This window comes from Vibrio sp. Vb2880, from assembly GCF_033337975.1.
GTDB classification, from domain to species: domain Bacteria; phylum Pseudomonadota; class Gammaproteobacteria; order Enterobacterales; family Vibrionaceae; genus Vibrio; species Vibrio alginolyticus.
The window spans coordinates 132,317-146,786 of sequence record NZ_JAWORT010000007.1 but is presented as its reverse complement, the minus strand read 5'-3'; the positions used below and the strand labels follow the sequence as shown (position 1 = coordinate 146,786).

Annotated in this window: 13 protein-coding genes; 11 read left to right on the top strand and 2 right to left on the bottom strand. The window is 46.5% G+C overall.

All coding sequences use genetic code 11. The features are described from left to right. Window positions 1-3: 3 nt before the first annotated feature. On the bottom strand, window positions 4-1,347 hold the full coding sequence (locus tag R7M92_RS10280) for a glutamine synthetase family protein (protein WP_005377815.1): 1,344 nt from the start codon (window positions 1,345-1,347) through the stop codon (window positions 4-6). Between the two features lie 340 nt (window positions 1,348-1,687). On the opposite strand from R7M92_RS10280, the gene R7M92_RS10275 reads away from it, so the two are divergent. The 9 genes from R7M92_RS10275 (at window position 1,688) to R7M92_RS10235 (ending at window position 12,434) form a co-directional block, all read left to right on the top strand. Next, window positions 1,688-2,434: a gamma-glutamyl-gamma-aminobutyrate hydrolase family protein gene (locus tag R7M92_RS10275; RefSeq protein ID WP_318133314.1), complete on the top strand. Its 747-nt coding sequence runs from the start codon at window positions 1,688-1,690 to the stop codon at window positions 2,432-2,434. Window positions 2,435-2,452: 18 nt separating this feature from the next. Further along, window positions 2,453-3,010, top strand: coding sequence for an HTH-type transcriptional regulator PuuR (gene puuR / locus R7M92_RS10270; protein ID WP_005377813.1), 558 nt, complete (start codon window positions 2,453-2,455; stop codon window positions 3,008-3,010). Window positions 3,011-3,045: 35 nt separating this feature from the next. Next, entirely contained in the window at window positions 3,046-4,530 is a 1,485-nt protein-coding gene (locus R7M92_RS10265) for an aldehyde dehydrogenase (RefSeq protein WP_225491439.1), read from the top strand. A 37-nt stretch (window positions 4,531-4,567) separates the two neighbouring features. Then, the gene (locus tag R7M92_RS10260; protein ID WP_054574096.1) at window positions 4,568-5,845 is read left to right on the top strand and encodes an NAD(P)/FAD-dependent oxidoreductase; all 1,278 of its coding nucleotides are present in this window, start codon (window positions 4,568-4,570) and stop codon (window positions 5,843-5,845) included. Between the two features lie 17 nt (window positions 5,846-5,862). Beyond that, window positions 5,863-6,729 (top strand): N-carbamoylputrescine amidase, encoded by an 867-nt coding sequence (gene aguB / locus R7M92_RS10255; RefSeq protein ID WP_140100406.1) that lies wholly within the window; start codon window positions 5,863-5,865, stop codon window positions 6,727-6,729. Between the two features lie 12 nt (window positions 6,730-6,741). Continuing rightward, entirely contained in the window at window positions 6,742-7,824 is a 1,083-nt protein-coding gene (gene aguA, locus R7M92_RS10250) for an agmatine deiminase (protein WP_258495740.1), read from the top strand. 54 nt (window positions 7,825-7,878) lie between these two features. Then, the gene (locus R7M92_RS10245; RefSeq protein ID WP_318133311.1) at window positions 7,879-9,306 is read left to right on the top strand and encodes an NAD-dependent succinate-semialdehyde dehydrogenase; all 1,428 of its coding nucleotides are present in this window, start codon (window positions 7,879-7,881) and stop codon (window positions 9,304-9,306) included. Between the two features lie 14 nt (window positions 9,307-9,320). Further along, a complete protein-coding gene (gabT, locus tag R7M92_RS10240) occupies window positions 9,321-10,592 on the top strand; it encodes a 4-aminobutyrate--2-oxoglutarate transaminase (RefSeq protein WP_318133309.1) in 1,272 nt (423 codons plus the stop codon). Window positions 10,593-10,937: 345 nt separating this feature from the next. Further along, window positions 10,938-12,434 carry an EAL domain-containing protein gene (locus R7M92_RS10235; protein ID WP_318133308.1) on the top strand — a complete coding sequence of 499 codons (1,497 nt, stop codon included), beginning with the start codon at window positions 10,938-10,940 and terminating at the stop codon, window positions 12,432-12,434. Between the two features lie 132 nt (window positions 12,435-12,566). Here the strand turns inward: R7M92_RS10235 and R7M92_RS10230 are convergent, their stop codons facing one another. Next, complete coding sequence (locus R7M92_RS10230) at window positions 12,567-13,454, bottom strand: DMT family transporter (protein WP_318133306.1); 888 nt, start codon at window positions 13,452-13,454, stop codon at window positions 12,567-12,569. Window positions 13,455-13,564: 110 nt separating this feature from the next. Between R7M92_RS10230 and R7M92_RS10225 the strand changes: the two genes are divergently transcribed. Next, window positions 13,565-14,047 carry a MarR family winged helix-turn-helix transcriptional regulator gene (locus tag R7M92_RS10225; protein ID WP_053350391.1) on the top strand — a complete coding sequence of 161 codons (483 nt, stop codon included), beginning with the start codon at window positions 13,565-13,567 and terminating at the stop codon, window positions 14,045-14,047. Between the two features lie 23 nt (window positions 14,048-14,070). Further along, a complete protein-coding gene (locus tag R7M92_RS10220) occupies window positions 14,071-14,424 on the top strand; it encodes an MmcQ/YjbR family DNA-binding protein (protein WP_005377801.1) in 354 nt (117 codons plus the stop codon). Window positions 14,425-14,470: the final 46 nt, after the last annotated feature.

Genomic DNA, 14,470 nt, shown 5'->3' with positions numbered 1-14,470 from the left:
TGTTTATGCCGAGTGCAACATCCAGTCGATTTCCAATGGAGTAATCGCTCGCTCAAATTCTGCGAGTTCACTCTGTTTGCAAGCTAGATACAAATCGATAAAATCTCTTGAGATGTATTGAGCTAGCTCACTGTGCTCCAGTCGCTCTAGAGCTTCTGACATACGCAGAGGTAACTCAATTGCATCATCACTGAGAGTCGGTGGACATTGATCTTTGGTGTAGCTTTCACTCGCTAATACTGCGGAAAGTACTACTGCAGCGAGAATGTATGGGTTAACGTCAGCGCCTGCTATACGATGCTCTATACGGCGATTTTTGCTATCGCTGATAGGCACACGCAACGCAACACCGCGGTGGTTTTCTCCCCAATCGGCTTTGGTCGGGACGTAAGCGCCAGGAACAAAGCGACGGTAAGAGTTAACGTTAGGACAGATTAGGGCCATGGCATCGGATGTTTGTGACAGCATCGCTGCCATGGTTTGATAGAAGAAGGCGCTCGCTTGACCGTCTGATTGGCTAAAGTGGTTGTTACCATCTGTATCAACCAAGCTGAGATGAATGTGCATGCCATTACCCGCTTGCTCACTAAAAGGTTTCGCCATAAATGTGGCGTCAAATCCGTGCTGATGAGCGACCTGGCGAATCAAGCGTTTTGCGATGATGATTTCATCACATGCTCGAAGTACATCTTTAGAATGGTTGAAGTTGATTTCGAACTGCCCTGGGGCCGATTCAGATAGGGCTCCGGAAGTGTTTAAACCTTGTTCTAATGCAATTCGATTAAGGTCGGCCAAGAAATCAGCGTAGTCATCTAGTCCATCAAGGTCGTAAACCTCGGTATCTTTTTCTCGAGTTTTTTTCGTGGGGTTAATTGCCGTTAATGGTTCGCCATTTTCGCCGCGGGTTTTGTCTATTAAATAGAACTCCAGCTCGAGCGCGACACAAGGATATTGGTCTTTAGCATGCAGTGTTTGCAATATAGAAGCGAGAATGTTTCGGATGAACAGTGGGTTAGGGTGCTGCCCGGTTTCATCCATCATACTAAGCAGTAGCTGACCAACTTGTTCTTTTGCCGTCGGCATTAAGGTGCCGCTGATTGGATAGCAGAGATTATCTGGTTCTCCGAGATCTTCTCCCAACCCGGCCGTTTCAACGACGTTACCTTTGGTATCTAGGGTGATGGTCGAAAGGGGGAGGGCAACACCTTTATTCAGTTTTTCTAGAGCATCTATCGGGATGCGTTTTCCTCTTGGGGTGGCATTTATATCGGTAAAGATGAGATCGATAAATTCAATATCGGGCCATTTTTGTTTAAAATTTTGTACTTCCTGTAGATACGATTCCATTTTCTTCTCCAAATAGCCTGACGAGTAGAAATTAGAAATAACCAAATTAACAAATAAATTACAGCACTCTGAACGAGTTGTTTGTTTTTCAGGTTATTTTTAATTTAAACATGCACTTACACTGTGCTTTTGATGTTTAACGGCTGGTTTTTATGTCTTTCTGTTAACTATTTTTTAACAGTTGGTTTTGTTTTGTTCAATATAATGAGCATAAATATTCAGTTTTGAAGCCTAAAAAGTGCGCCAGATCACGTTGTGACGATAATAATGGTCATCTGTGTTGATAATTTTGTACATGGTTTGTAGGGTTTGTGTTAAATAAATTGAACACGGACATATCATGGCAGATACACACAAACCCATCATTGCTGTGGTTAGCTGCGCTAAAGAGTTGGGTGGCTATCAGATACAAGCGGTCAACGACTTTTACCTTCGCGCCATAAAGGATTTTGGAGGACTACCGATTATGTTGGCTCCCGACATGTCGGTCGATGACGTAACCACCATCCTAGACATATGTGATGGTTTTCTTTTTCCTGGCAGCCACTCTAACGTTGCGCCACATCGATACAATGCAACGCACGAAGAGAGCTACAAAGATGAAGCTCGTGATGAGCTCTCATTCACGTTAATTCGTCATGCGGTTGACCAAAACATTCCGTGCCTTGGTATTTGCCGCGGCTTTCAAGAGATGAATGTCGCACTTGGTGGCTCGTTAAACCCAGCCGTTCATGACTCCGGCTTCAATGACCATCGTGAAGCGCCTGTTGAAGATTTCGAACAAAAATACGCTCCAGCACACGCTGTGCTAGTTCAAAAGCAGAGCTTATTTGAACAATGGCTGGTGCAAAATCATTGGGAAAATACCACCTTCTTTGAAGTGAACACACTACACAACCAAGGCGTCGATCAGCTTGCTCCTCTATTACAAGTAGAAGCTAAAGCCCCGGATGGCTTGGTAGAAGCATTTAGTCTTCCTAATCAAAAATTTTTCGTTGGCGTGCAGTGGCACCCAGAATGGGAAGCAAAAACCAATCATTTCTCTCAAATTTTGTTCAATGAATTTATGATGGCTACCTCTCGTTAAACGTTTGGAGCTGTATGAATGGACAATCAAGAGATTGGTAAAAATATTGTTCAGTTACGAAAAAAACATGGATTGTCACAAAGGGAACTAGCCGAGCGCGCTGGTATTACCCACAGTGCAATCTCATCCATTGAAAATGGCAAAGTGAGCCCGTCGGTCAGCTCACTACAAAAAATCGTTAATGTATTTTCTTTATCGTTATCAGAGTTTTTCACTTTTGAACAACCTTCGAACGATGAAGTGAAAGTAGTCATCAAGCCGTCAGATCTTGTGGAAATCGGGAGCGAGACGGTGTCCATGAAACTGGTAACGAATGGTGACAAAGATCAAGTCATCGGATTCTTGATCGAGGAATACGCACCTTATGGAACCACTGGTGCGGCAGAAATCAAACACGAAGGCGAAGAGATTGGCACCGTATTAGAGGGTGAAATCACTCTGGAATATAAAGGGCAATCTCATGTCATAACAGCGGGCGAGTCGTACATTATTGATACGACGAAGCCCCATCGATTTACAAATCACACAGACAAGGCTTGTCGAATGATAAGTGCGCATACGCCAACCACATTTTAGTGGGGGCTTGCCTTGTGTGATCACAAGGAGAGCGTATGAAAACCCAAGAGCAATGGATTGAACTAAAAAACAATCTAAACATCGAAAACAGGGCGTACATTAACGGTGAATACAGTGCCGCTTTAACAGGGCAAACCATCCCGGTAGTTAACCCAGCAACAGATGAGATATTCACCGAAATCGCCCGTTGCCAAAATGAAGATGTTGATCTCGCGGTTTCATACGCTCGCCAAGCATTTCAATCCGGTCAGTGGAGCGAGAGCAGCCCAGCTCATCGCAAAGCAGTGCTTAAACAGTTTGCTGACTTGATTGATCAAAACCAAGAAGAATTGGCTCTGCTAGAAACGCTTGATACCGGTAAGCCTATTTCTCACAGCTTCTCTACCGATATTCCTGGTGCGGCGAGTGCATTACGCTGGTACGCAGAAGCAATCGACAAAGTATACGGCGAAGTTGCCCCAACCGAAAAAGATGTACACGCTTTTATTTCTCATCAACCAATTGGTGTGGTTGCTGCGGTTGTACCGTGGAACTTCCCACTTTGGCTTGCGTGCTGGAAGCTTGGCCCTGCTTTAGCGGCTGGTAATAGCGTGATTCTAAAACCGTCAGAAAAATCTTCTCTCACCGCGATATTCCTAGGTCAACTTGCTTCTCAAGCGGGCTTACCAACAGGCGTTTTCCAAGTCGTTACGGGTTTTGGTCATGAAGCTGGCGACGCGCTGGCGAAACACCAAGACGTAGACTGCATCGCCTTCACAGGCTCGACGCGCATTGCAGGTCAACTGATGGTCAGATCGGGTGAGAGCAACCTAAAGCGTGTGTTTGCAGAAGCGGGCGGCAAGAACGCGAACATCGTGTTTGAAGATTGTGATGATTTAGACCGCGCAGCAGCAGACACCGCCGCAGGGTGTTTCTACAACCAAGGTGAGGTGTGCGTCGCGGCAACCCGCCTGCTTGTTCACGAAAGCATCAAAGATCAGTTTATAGAAAAAGTTATTCAAGCGTCGAAAGCGTTCACGCCAAAAGACCCAATGGACCCAAGTTCATCCATGGGTGCACTCATCGACCAAGATCATAAATCAAAAGTATTGGAATACATCTCTTTAGGTGAATCAGAAGGTGCAAACGTACGTTGTGGCGGTGATGTCGATGGGCAAGGTGCATTTGTTTCCCCAACCATTTTAGACAACGTCGACAACAAGATGCGTGTCGCTCAGGAGGAAATTTTTGGTCCGGTGCTGTGTGTCATTCCATTCAAAGACGAAGCGCAAGCAATTGAGATCGCTAACGATTCGAAGTACGGCTTAGGTGCTGCACTTTGGAGTAGCAATATCAACCGCGTTCATCGCGTAGCAAAACGACTGCAAGCCGGCTCGGTTTGGGTCAACAACTATAACGAAGGTGACATGACGGTTCCATTTGGTGGATTCAAAATGAGCGGAAACGGTCGAGACAAGTCTCTCCACGCGATTGAAAAATTCACCGAAACCAAAACCACTTGGATTCGCCTCCATCCTTAAGCCTGCTGACGATTACGATAAATAAAGGAATAGTTCTATGAACAAGCATACGGATTCGTTCTACGCGCACTCTGTGCCAAACATGCCGGAATACCCACAGTTGCAAAACGACATCGAGTGCGATGTGTGTGTAGTCGGTGCGGGATTTTCTGGTCTTTCTTCTGCACTACACCTTGCAGAAAAAGGTTTTAAAGTTGTTGTGCTAGAAAGCGCAAAAGTGGGCTTTGGAGCAACTGGTCGTAACGGTGGCCAAATCGTTAACAGCTACAGCCGAGATGTTGACGTGATTGAAAGCCGTTACGACCAAAACCAAGCCAAAGCTCTGTGCGATATGATTTTTGAAGGCGGCGATATCATCCGTGGCCTGATCGACAAATACGACATCAACTGTGATTACAAGCAAGGCGGCTTGTTCACGGCACTGAACAGTAAACAACTCAAAGGGCTAGAAGAACATAAGAAGAACTGGGAGCGTTACGGCAACGACCAACTGACTCTGCTTGACGCAGGAGAAGTAGAACAAGCGGTAGGGACCAAAGTGTACACTGGTGGCTTGTTGGATATGCGCGGTGGTCACATTCACCCGCTTAAACTCGCGTTAGGTGAAGCCGCTGCGTTTATTTCTCTGGGTGGCCAAATCTTCGAACAGTCGGCGGTCGTATCGATTGACAAAGGGATTAACCCAGTAGTCAAAACGGCGCAAGGCAGCGTGAAGAGCAAGTACGTGGTTTTGGCAGGTAACGCCTACCTTGGTGGTTTGGCACCAAACATCAGCAACAAAGCGATCCCGTGCGGCACACAAGTGGTGGCGACTCAGCCTTTGAGTGATGAGCAGCTAAAACAAGTGCTGACCAGTGACTACTGCGTTGAAGACTGTAACTACTTGCTTGACTACTTCCGCTTAACCGCCGACAAGCGTTTGTTATTCGGAGGTGGCGTGGTTTACGGCGCACGTGACCCAGAAAACATTGAAGCATTGATTCGTCCGAAGATGGAGAAAGTCTTCCCACAATTGAAAGGCATCAAGATTGATTATACCTGGACGGGTAACTTCTTGCTGACTTACTCACGCATGCCGCAATTTGGCTCGTTTGCAGACAACATTTACTACCTACAAGGCTACAGCGGTCACGGTGTAACGTGTACTCACCTCGCAGGCAAGTTGCTGGCAGAAGCATTGACCGGACACGCTGAACGTTTCGATGCGTTTGCTGCACTGAAACATTACTCCTTCCCAGGTGGCCGCCACTTCCAAATTCCGTTTACGGCAATGGGTGCGGCTTACTACAACCTACGTGACAAACTGGCGATTTAAGAGATAAGGAATATCCAATGAGCAAAGTGGTGAAATTTGCAGCCCTTCAACTGACGAAAAGCTGGGATCTGGAAGACAACTTGGCCAAAGCAAAAAAGGCGATTCGTGAAGCAGCACAAAACGGTGCGAACGTGATTCTTCCGCAAGAGCTGTTCGCTGCGCCTTACTTCTGCAAAAAACAGGAAGCAAAGTATTTCGAGCTTGCAGAAGAAACGGAGAATTGTCGTCTTATTAAAGAGATGAGTGCGTTGGCTAAAGAGCTCGGCGTGGTTATTCCAGTCAGCTACTTTGAAAAAGCGGGCAACACGTTTTTTAACTCGCTAGTGATGATAGATGCCGATGGCACGGTATTAGATAACTACCGCAAGTCACACATTCCTGACGGCCCGGGCTACAGCGAGAAATACTACTTTAGCCCTGGCGATACCGGTTTCAAAGTGTGGCAAACCAAGTTCGGTAAGTTCGGTGCTGGCATTTGCTGGGACCAATGGTTTCCAGAGCTTGCACGCAGCTTGGCTCTGCACGGCGCGGAAGCGATTTTTTACCCAACTGCAATCGGTTCTGAGCCTCAAGATCCGACACTGGATTCACGTGACCACTGGCAACGTACAATGCAAGGTCACTCGGCAGCAAACCTCGTTCCAGTGATTGCGTCAAACCGAGTGGGCACTGAAGTCGATGATGGTATCGAGACGACGTTCTACGGCTCTTCTTTTATCACTGACCACACTGGTGCAAAAATTGCCGAAGCACCACGTGAAGGTGAAACCATCATTTACGCAGAAATCGACCTTGCTGCGACAGCGAAAGCGCGTCACGCATGGGGCTTGTTCCGCGACCGTCGTCCAGACCTTTACACCAGCGTTGGCAAACTAGCCGTTTAAAGAGGCATTAAAATGAAGTTATCGACAACACCAGCGCAAGATGGCTTCTATTTTCCGGCTGAGTTTCAGCCGGTTAGTGAAGTTTGGCTAGCGTGGCCAGAAAGGAAAGACAACTGGCGTGATGACGCATTACCCGCGCAAGAAACCTTTGCCAGAATCGCGAACTTAATCGCGGAAGTGGCCAAGGTGTGCGTGGCGGTATGCTCGCACAACTTTGACCGAGCGCGTCAAATGCTCCATTCAGACGTACGTTTGGTGGAAATCCCATTTAACGATGCGTGGATGCGCGATATTGGACCGACCGTGCTCGTGAATCAGGCGGGCGAGCGCCGTGGGATTAGTTGGCAATTTAACGCGTGGGGCGGCGAATACAACGGGCTTTACGATAACTGGCAGCAGGACGATCTTGTCGCTGGCTCGGTGTGCGACATCATCGGTATAGATTATTACCGCGCACCGTTTGTACTTGAAGGTGGGGCGATTCACACCGATGGTGAAGGCACCCTTTACACCACAGAAGAGTGCTTGCTTAGTCCGGGGCGAAATCCGCAATTGAGCAAAGCGCAAATCGAAGAGCAGTTAAAGGCGTATCTCGGCATCGAAAAAATCATTTGGTTGCCAAATGGTTTATTCAATGACGAAACAGACGGCCATGTTGACAACCTGATGCACGTTATCGCACCGGGTAAGGTGGTACTAAGTTGGACCGATGACCCAAGCGATCCGCAATACGCGTTGTCTCGTCAAGCGGAACAAGTACTGAAATCTCAGCACGATGCGAAAGGGCGCGAGATTGAAATTGTCCGTTTGCCATTACCAGGTCCGTTGCATTACAGCGAGCGCGAAGCCAATGGCATTGACGCCAGTTCAGGAATGAGCCGACAAGCTGGCGAACGCCTAAGTGCCTCTTATGCGAACTTTCTTATCGTCAACGGCCATGTGTTCTTACCAATGTTGGATGAAGACACCGACGCCATTGCAATCGATATTTTGCAAAACGCGATGCCGGAATACCAAATCATCGCGATACCGTCGAGAGAGGTTCTACTCGGCGGAGGGAACATTCACTGCATTACGCAGCAGATCCCAGCTTAAACATAAGCTCGCCGCTGACTTAGCGGCGATGATGAGTTGTCAAAAGGAATGACCATGCAACAGATACAAAACCAAAGCCTTGTTTCGTTTATGGTAGCGAACCCACAACAGGGCATTGCAGTGACTAATCCGGCGACCGGAGAGATTCTTGGGTACGCACCAGTCTCAACCGAGAATGACATTTTAAATAGCATTGAACGTGCCCATGTCGCGCAGAAAGAATGGGCGGCACTGCCAGCAAAAACGCGCGCTGGTATGCTCAATCGTTGGTTCCAACTCCTGTTAGAAAACAAAGGCGACCTTGGCCGTTTGATGACGTTAGAACAAGGTAAGCCGCTAGCGGAAGCTCAAGGTGAAGTGCTTTACGGCGCGAGTTTTATCGAATGGTTTGCTGAAGAAGCGAAACGTACCTACGGTGAGACGATTCCTGCGCCGAGTGCAGACAAGCGTTTGGTGACCATCAAACAGCCAATTGGTGTTGCCTGTGCGATTACACCTTGGAACTTCCCAATTGCGATGATCACGCGCAAAGCAGGCCCAGCTTTAGCTGCAGGTTGTAGCTTTGTCGTAAAACCATCTGAATCTACGCCGCTGTCTGCGTTTGCGGTCGCAGAGCTTGCCTATCAAGCGGGTATCCCACGCGATGTGCTGCAAGTGGTATTGGGGGAAAACTCCCGTCAGGTCGGTGCTATCTTCACTTCGCATCCGTTGATTCGCAAGTTGTCTTTCACTGGCTCTACCCAAGTTGGTAGTGTGTTGATGCAGCAAAGCGCGGCGGACATTAAACGTACCTCAATGGAGCTCGGTGGCAACGCGCCATTTATCGTATTCGATGATGCCGACATTGATGCAGCCGTGGCGGGTGCGATGGCGTCGAAGTTCCGTAACGCAGGCCAAACGTGTGTGTGTGCGAACCGTTTCTATGTACACAGCAAAGTGTATGACGAGTTTGTTGCTAAGTTTGATGCTGCGGTTCAGCAGCTCAAAGTTGGTAACGGATTGGAAGAGGGGGTCAACATTGGTCCAGTGATCAGCGAGTCAGCGAAGCAAGGCATTCAAGCGTTGATCGATGGTGCTATCGAGCAAGGCGCGAAGCCGGTTTCAGAACTTAAAAAGCTCGATGGTCTATTTATGCAGCCAGTGGTTCTCAAAGACGTTACTCACGACATGAAGATTGTTTCCGAGGAAATCTTTGGCCCTGTCGCGCCAGTGATTCGTTTTGACAGCGACGAACAGCTAGTCGAAATGGCGAACGACACCATCTATGGTCTCGCGTCGTACTTCTACAGCCAAAACATTCACCGTGTTTGGAAAATCGCAGAAGCGCTCGAATACGGCATGGTCGGCATTAACGAAGGCATGATCTCTACTGAAGTGGCTCCTTTCGGTGGTGTTAAGCAGTCCGGCATCGGACGCGAAGGAGCAAAACAAGGTATCGATGAATACATGGACGTGAAATATCTCTGCTTTGGCGGCAAATAATTAAGGACAAAACAATGACAAACCAACAACTGCACGAAAGAAGAAGCCAAGTTATCGCTCAAGGCATGGGCGCACTGTACCCACTTTACGTCGAGAAAGCAGAAAACGCTTACGTATGGGATATCGAAGGCAACAAATACATCGACTTTGCAGCGGGCATTGCGGTGACCAATACCGGGCACTCTCATAAGCGCATCAGTGAAGCGGTCAAAGCTCAGTTGGATAACTTTTCGCATACCTGTGCTATGGTTACGCCGTATGCGTCATTCGTTGAACTGGCAGAAAAGTTGACAGAACTTGCACCGGGTGAGACTAAGAAGAAAGCGATCTTTCTAACCACTGGCGCCGAGGCGGTCGAAAACGCAGTGAAAGTAGCGCGCGCTCATACTGGTCGTAGCGGCGTGATAGCGTTCAAAGGCGGCTTTCACGGTCGCACAAATATGACGATGGGGTTAACCGGTAAAGTAGCGCCGTACAAAGCAGGTTTTGGTCCTTTCCCGAATGAAATCTACCACGCGCCGTACCCAAATGCGTTCCACGGCATCAGCGTTGAGCAAAGCTTACAAGCGATCGACGATCTATTTGCTTGCGATATCGAACCTTCACGCGTTGCGGCGATCATCTTCGAGCCAGTGCAAGGTGAGGGCGGCTTCTACAAAGCACCTGAAGCGTTTGCACAAGGCTTGCGTCAGCTTTGTGATAAGCACGGTATCATGCTGATTGCCGATGAAATCCAAACAGGGTTTGCTCGTACTGGTAAAATGTTTGCCACAGAATATCTAGGCATTGAACCAGATCTAATGACAATGGCGAAAGGCATTGCTGGTGGTTTCCCAATCTCAGCGGTAGTTGGGAAAGCGGATGTGATGGACTCTGCACTGCCTGGTGGTCTAGGTGGCACTTACGCGGGCTCTCCACTTGGTTGCGTTGCTGGTCTTGAAGTGCTGAAAATCATCGAAGAAGAAGACTTGTGTGCCAAAGCGATGGGCATCGGTGAAGTGGTCAATGCTCGTATGACTAAACTGCAACAGTCAGTGCCTGCTATCGGTGAAATCCGTACTACAGGTGCGATGATGGCGATTGAATTTACTGATCCAGAATCAGGCAAACCACTGCAAGAGATGACCAAAGCGGTGATTTCTAAAGCGCAAGAAAACGGCCTTATCCTGCTTTCTTGTGGAGTAAAAGCGAATGTGATTCGTCTGTTACCTCCACTGACCATCGAACCTGACGTGCTAAATGAAGGCCTAGATAAGTTGGAAAAAGTGATTCTTGAAGTGGCGTAATTCACGCGCTTTTAAATAGCAATAACAAATCAAGGAAGCGGTTGGCATCAATCGTTTCCTTTTTGTTTTTTAGCGTATCTGCTGCCTATCTAAAAAGTATTGCTCAAGATCCAAGTTGTCACTTTTATTACGGATGACTTAACAATTGGGCTCGTTCTTACTTTCCACTTAGTCGCTACTTTGTTCTCCTCGAATGTGGTTTGGTGCTCGCATTCTAAATCCCGACATCTGAAAGCCACTTGAGTCTATAATTTTATTGAGCGTCATTCCTCACTTTTTGGACTATAAAAATGAGATAGTATTCATATCCCACTTAGGTTGCTTGTCAGATTAGCAGGACGAACTTTGATAACAAAGAATACAAGGTATGCCATTTTACTCGGCTTAGTTCCCATCGCCATATTTGTAGTGGCCTTTCATTCTATAACCAACTTTTACGTCAACTCGGTAAAAGCGTCGAAAATAGATGCTTACGTAGAATATTTAAATCAAAGGTCTGCCTATTTGGACGGAGCAATAGTGAAGCAGATTGCTCAGTTAGATTTTACTTGTAGTGATAGTGATGTAAGAACTTTACGCGACCCACGTTTTTATAACCGTTACATTCGTTTTATTGCGATGACCACAGAAGGCGGAAAAACGTGTTCCACGGTTGGTAGTGAAGTGTCTCGCCCATCTAGTAGTGAACGATTTCAGATGGATGAGAACTTTTTCGCATCACTTATTTTGCCGCAACAGAATGACCAAATAGAGTGGATGGTCATTTATGATATTGAACACGTTGAAGTCTTCTGGGTGCTTGATAACAGTTGGGTTAACGAGGTAATAAAAACGCCTTGCAAAGACTGCCTATTTGTAGAGTTTAAGTATGATGAACCAATATTTGGTGATTTAACGATAAGCCGTGGCAAAGCGAATATTGCAGGAGAAGAAAACGCACTCTCAAAAGAGTTTTTCTTTTCAGGAGAGTCTCAAGCCAACATGCTCATCAAGATATACAGCGGTGAAAAACTTAAAAATTATGCTCAGGAAAGAGTACTTTTGTGGGGCGGTCTTGTAAGTGTGCTTGCTGGTCTTGCGACTGCCTTTGCATACATATCTGGTAAAAGCTTGAGAAAATCCATTACTGGTCTAATTGAAAATGGGATTAGTAATGCAGAATTTATTCCTTACTACCAGGCGATTGTCGATAGTCGCGATGGTAAGACAGTAGGATACGAAGCTCTGATTCGATGGTCGCGGCGTGATGGAATGGTGCCACCAAATATGTTTATTGGTGCTGCAGAAGAAAGTGGCCTGATTATCCCGATGACCAATCAGCTTATTCGTAAAATCATACAAGACTTAAGTGACTTGCCCGAGCATACGTGGGTCAGCATCAATATTGTTTCCTCCCATTTAGAGTCAGGCGTATTAACGAAGTTGCTGTCGGAGTTAAATTGGCCAATCTCGAATAGAATTCATTTTGAGTTGACCGAGAGAATACCAGTAAAAGACACTGAGGCCGCGAAAAAAGAGATTTTGTATTTAACGAATAAAGGCTACAAGTTCAAAATTGACGATTTTGGTACCGGATATGGTGGCTTTTCTTACCTACAAGATTTGGGCATCCGATGTTTAAAAGTGGATAAGATGTTTATTGATCCAATAGGATCTGACGACCAAAAATTGAAAGTGCTGGACTCAATTGTGTCTGCAGCGAACAAAGCGGAATGTGAGATGATTGCAGAAGGTGTAGAGAGCCAGGCTCAAGTCGAATATCTGGCTCAGCATGCGATTTACCTTATTCAAGGTTATGTTTACGCTAAACCAGAGCCCCTGACTAACCTTGCAAGCGCTTAATAGCCATAACGTCATAACATCCCGCTTTAAAGGTGCCAGTTTCCTAGGTTAGCGCTGATTTCTGCTGGTAGGCTCACACTTGAGGATTCCTAACACTCTCATTACTCCTAGAGTGTTAGGAATTAACGTTACTTAGGAGGAGAGTGCGGCTCTTTTCGTTTTGATTGACGTAATGAGCTGAGGTAGTAATGACATTACGATCATTCCCAGCATTAAGCTGTATTGCAGAGGAGTGAACGTTTCCCCCAATAGCAGTAGGCCCGAAACAATGCCTGCGACTGGGTTTGCAATACCACCAAAGGTAAAATCTACGACCGACATCCGCTGTAATAACCATACATACATGCCATACCCTAATGCGGTGTTCAGAATAATTACCCACAGTAACCCTAGAATATTCGTCATGGATACGTCCTGAACGACTGTAACATATGGCTCTGGATTGTTTATCGCCAGCACACTTGTTGCGATAGACATAATCACGCCACCCAAAATGAGCTGCCATGTTAGCACTGTCCACCAGTGCATTTTTGTACCTAGTGACTTTGTTACGCTACTTCCTATCACGATGCACATAATGGCGGAGATCATCGCAAGTAAGCCCACGGGTTCGAGAGAAATAGAGCTAGGATCAAATAAGAACCAAGCTAAAGCAATCAAAGTTGCGCCGCTTATCGCTTGAATGCCACTAGGCTGACGTTTGTAGACCGCCCAACCAAACAGCATCGCAAAAACGGGGACCGAAACCATACCAACACCAGAGATGGCAGAAGGAAGCGTCAACGCCATGACAAAAATGAGACCAAAGAAGCAAGCGATGTTGATGGTTCCTAAAACAAGCAGCACCTTCCACTCACTTCTTTTTGGAAACGAGGGCTTTATTGCCAGCAACAAAAGACCCGCAGGCAGTGCCCTTAGAGCGCCAAGTAAAACGGGAGGCCAGTCCGGTAGAGTAAACTGAGTAACAGCGTAAGTCGTCCCCCAAAAAAAGGCAGGAATCATCGCAAGTAAAATGTCCATGTTAAATATCTTTATGTAGAGATAATTAAATGTAACGATATCGGCAAGGTGGCTTTTTGTAAAGTATCTTTATGTTAAAATAAAAAACATATGATGTTTGGAGAGAAATAATGGATGCAATTGATAGAGTGGTAGAGCAGTGGGCTAGGGAGAAGCCAGACCTCGACACTGAACCGATGGCAATAATGGGTCGACTAATGCGAATTGCAAAACACATGGAATCTAGGGTCGCCGAGCTACATAAGAAGTACGATCTGAAAATGGGTGAATTTGATGTGTTAGCGACACTGCGTCGAGCTGGTTCACCATATTGTCTTACTCCCTCAGCGTTAATAGAGTCGATGATGCTCACTTCGGGTGCGATGACTAATCGCTTAGATAAACTAGAGAAGAAAGGGTTTATTACCAGAACCCATAGTAAAGAAGACCGACGTAGCGTCACCGTTGAACTAACAGAGCAAGGCTTAACCTTAATTGACAAGCTAATTTTGGAGCATGTAGACGTTCAGCAATCGTTATTGCATGGTTTAGAAGGCAATGAAAAAGCGCAGGTTAACCAGGCGTTAAAATTGCTATTGCCACAATTTGAATGAGAACGCAGAAGGAGGTAGGGGATATGAAAAGCAAAGAACTAGAACAATACTTAAGTACCTTCATGTGTGCAGAAAGCGATTTCCCATTTGGGCCTGAAGCGGTTGTTTACAAAATCAAAGGCAAGATGTTTGCCATCATTGCAGAGAGAAACGGTCGGGAGTATGTCAGCGTAAAAGTAAAACCAGAAGATGGAGAAGTCTTAACGTCGCAGTTTACGGACATTATCCCGGGTTATCACTTAAATAAGCGTCATTGGATAACGGTTTATTTTAACGGTGATGTCGAGGATGGGTTGATTCAAGACTTGTGTGAACGCTCTTATGCTCTTGTCGTTGCCAAGCTGCCGAAAGCACAACGAGCGTTGCTTGGTGAGTAATCGGCAACGCACTGGCCTCTGTTGTTTTGTCGCTCGTTGCTCGTAG

Excerpts from the sequence above, each read along its gene's own strand:
- R7M92_RS10220 (WP_005377801.1), top strand. The coding sequence starts at position 14,071 with ATGAAAAGCAAAGAACTAGAACAATACTTAAGTACCTTCATGTGTGCA.
- R7M92_RS10245 (WP_318133311.1), top strand. The coding sequence starts at position 7,879 with ATGCAACAGATACAAAACCAAAGCCTTGTTTCGTTTATGGTAGCGAAC.
- gabT (WP_318133309.1), top strand. The coding sequence starts at position 9,321 with ATGACAAACCAACAACTGCACGAAAGAAGAAGCCAAGTTATCGCTCAA.
- aguA (WP_258495740.1), top strand. The coding sequence starts at position 6,742 with ATGAAGTTATCGACAACACCAGCGCAAGATGGCTTCTATTTTCCGGCT.
- R7M92_RS10275 (WP_318133314.1), top strand. The coding sequence starts at position 1,688 with ATGGCAGATACACACAAACCCATCATTGCTGTGGTTAGCTGCGCTAAA.
- R7M92_RS10260 (WP_054574096.1), top strand. The coding sequence starts at position 4,568 with ATGAACAAGCATACGGATTCGTTCTACGCGCACTCTGTGCCAAACATG.
- puuR (WP_005377813.1), top strand. The coding sequence starts at position 2,453 with ATGGACAATCAAGAGATTGGTAAAAATATTGTTCAGTTACGAAAAAAA.
- R7M92_RS10280 (WP_005377815.1), bottom strand. The coding sequence starts at position 1,347 with ATGGAATCGTATCTACAGGAAGTACAAAATTTTAAACAAAAATGGCCC.
- R7M92_RS10230 (WP_318133306.1), bottom strand. The coding sequence starts at position 13,454 with ATGGACATTTTACTTGCGATGATTCCTGCCTTTTTTTGGGGGACGACT.
- R7M92_RS10265 (WP_225491439.1), top strand. The coding sequence starts at position 3,046 with ATGAAAACCCAAGAGCAATGGATTGAACTAAAAAACAATCTAAACATC.
- R7M92_RS10225 (WP_053350391.1), top strand. The coding sequence starts at position 13,565 with ATGGATGCAATTGATAGAGTGGTAGAGCAGTGGGCTAGGGAGAAGCCA.
- aguB (WP_140100406.1), top strand. The coding sequence starts at position 5,863 with ATGAGCAAAGTGGTGAAATTTGCAGCCCTTCAACTGACGAAAAGCTGG.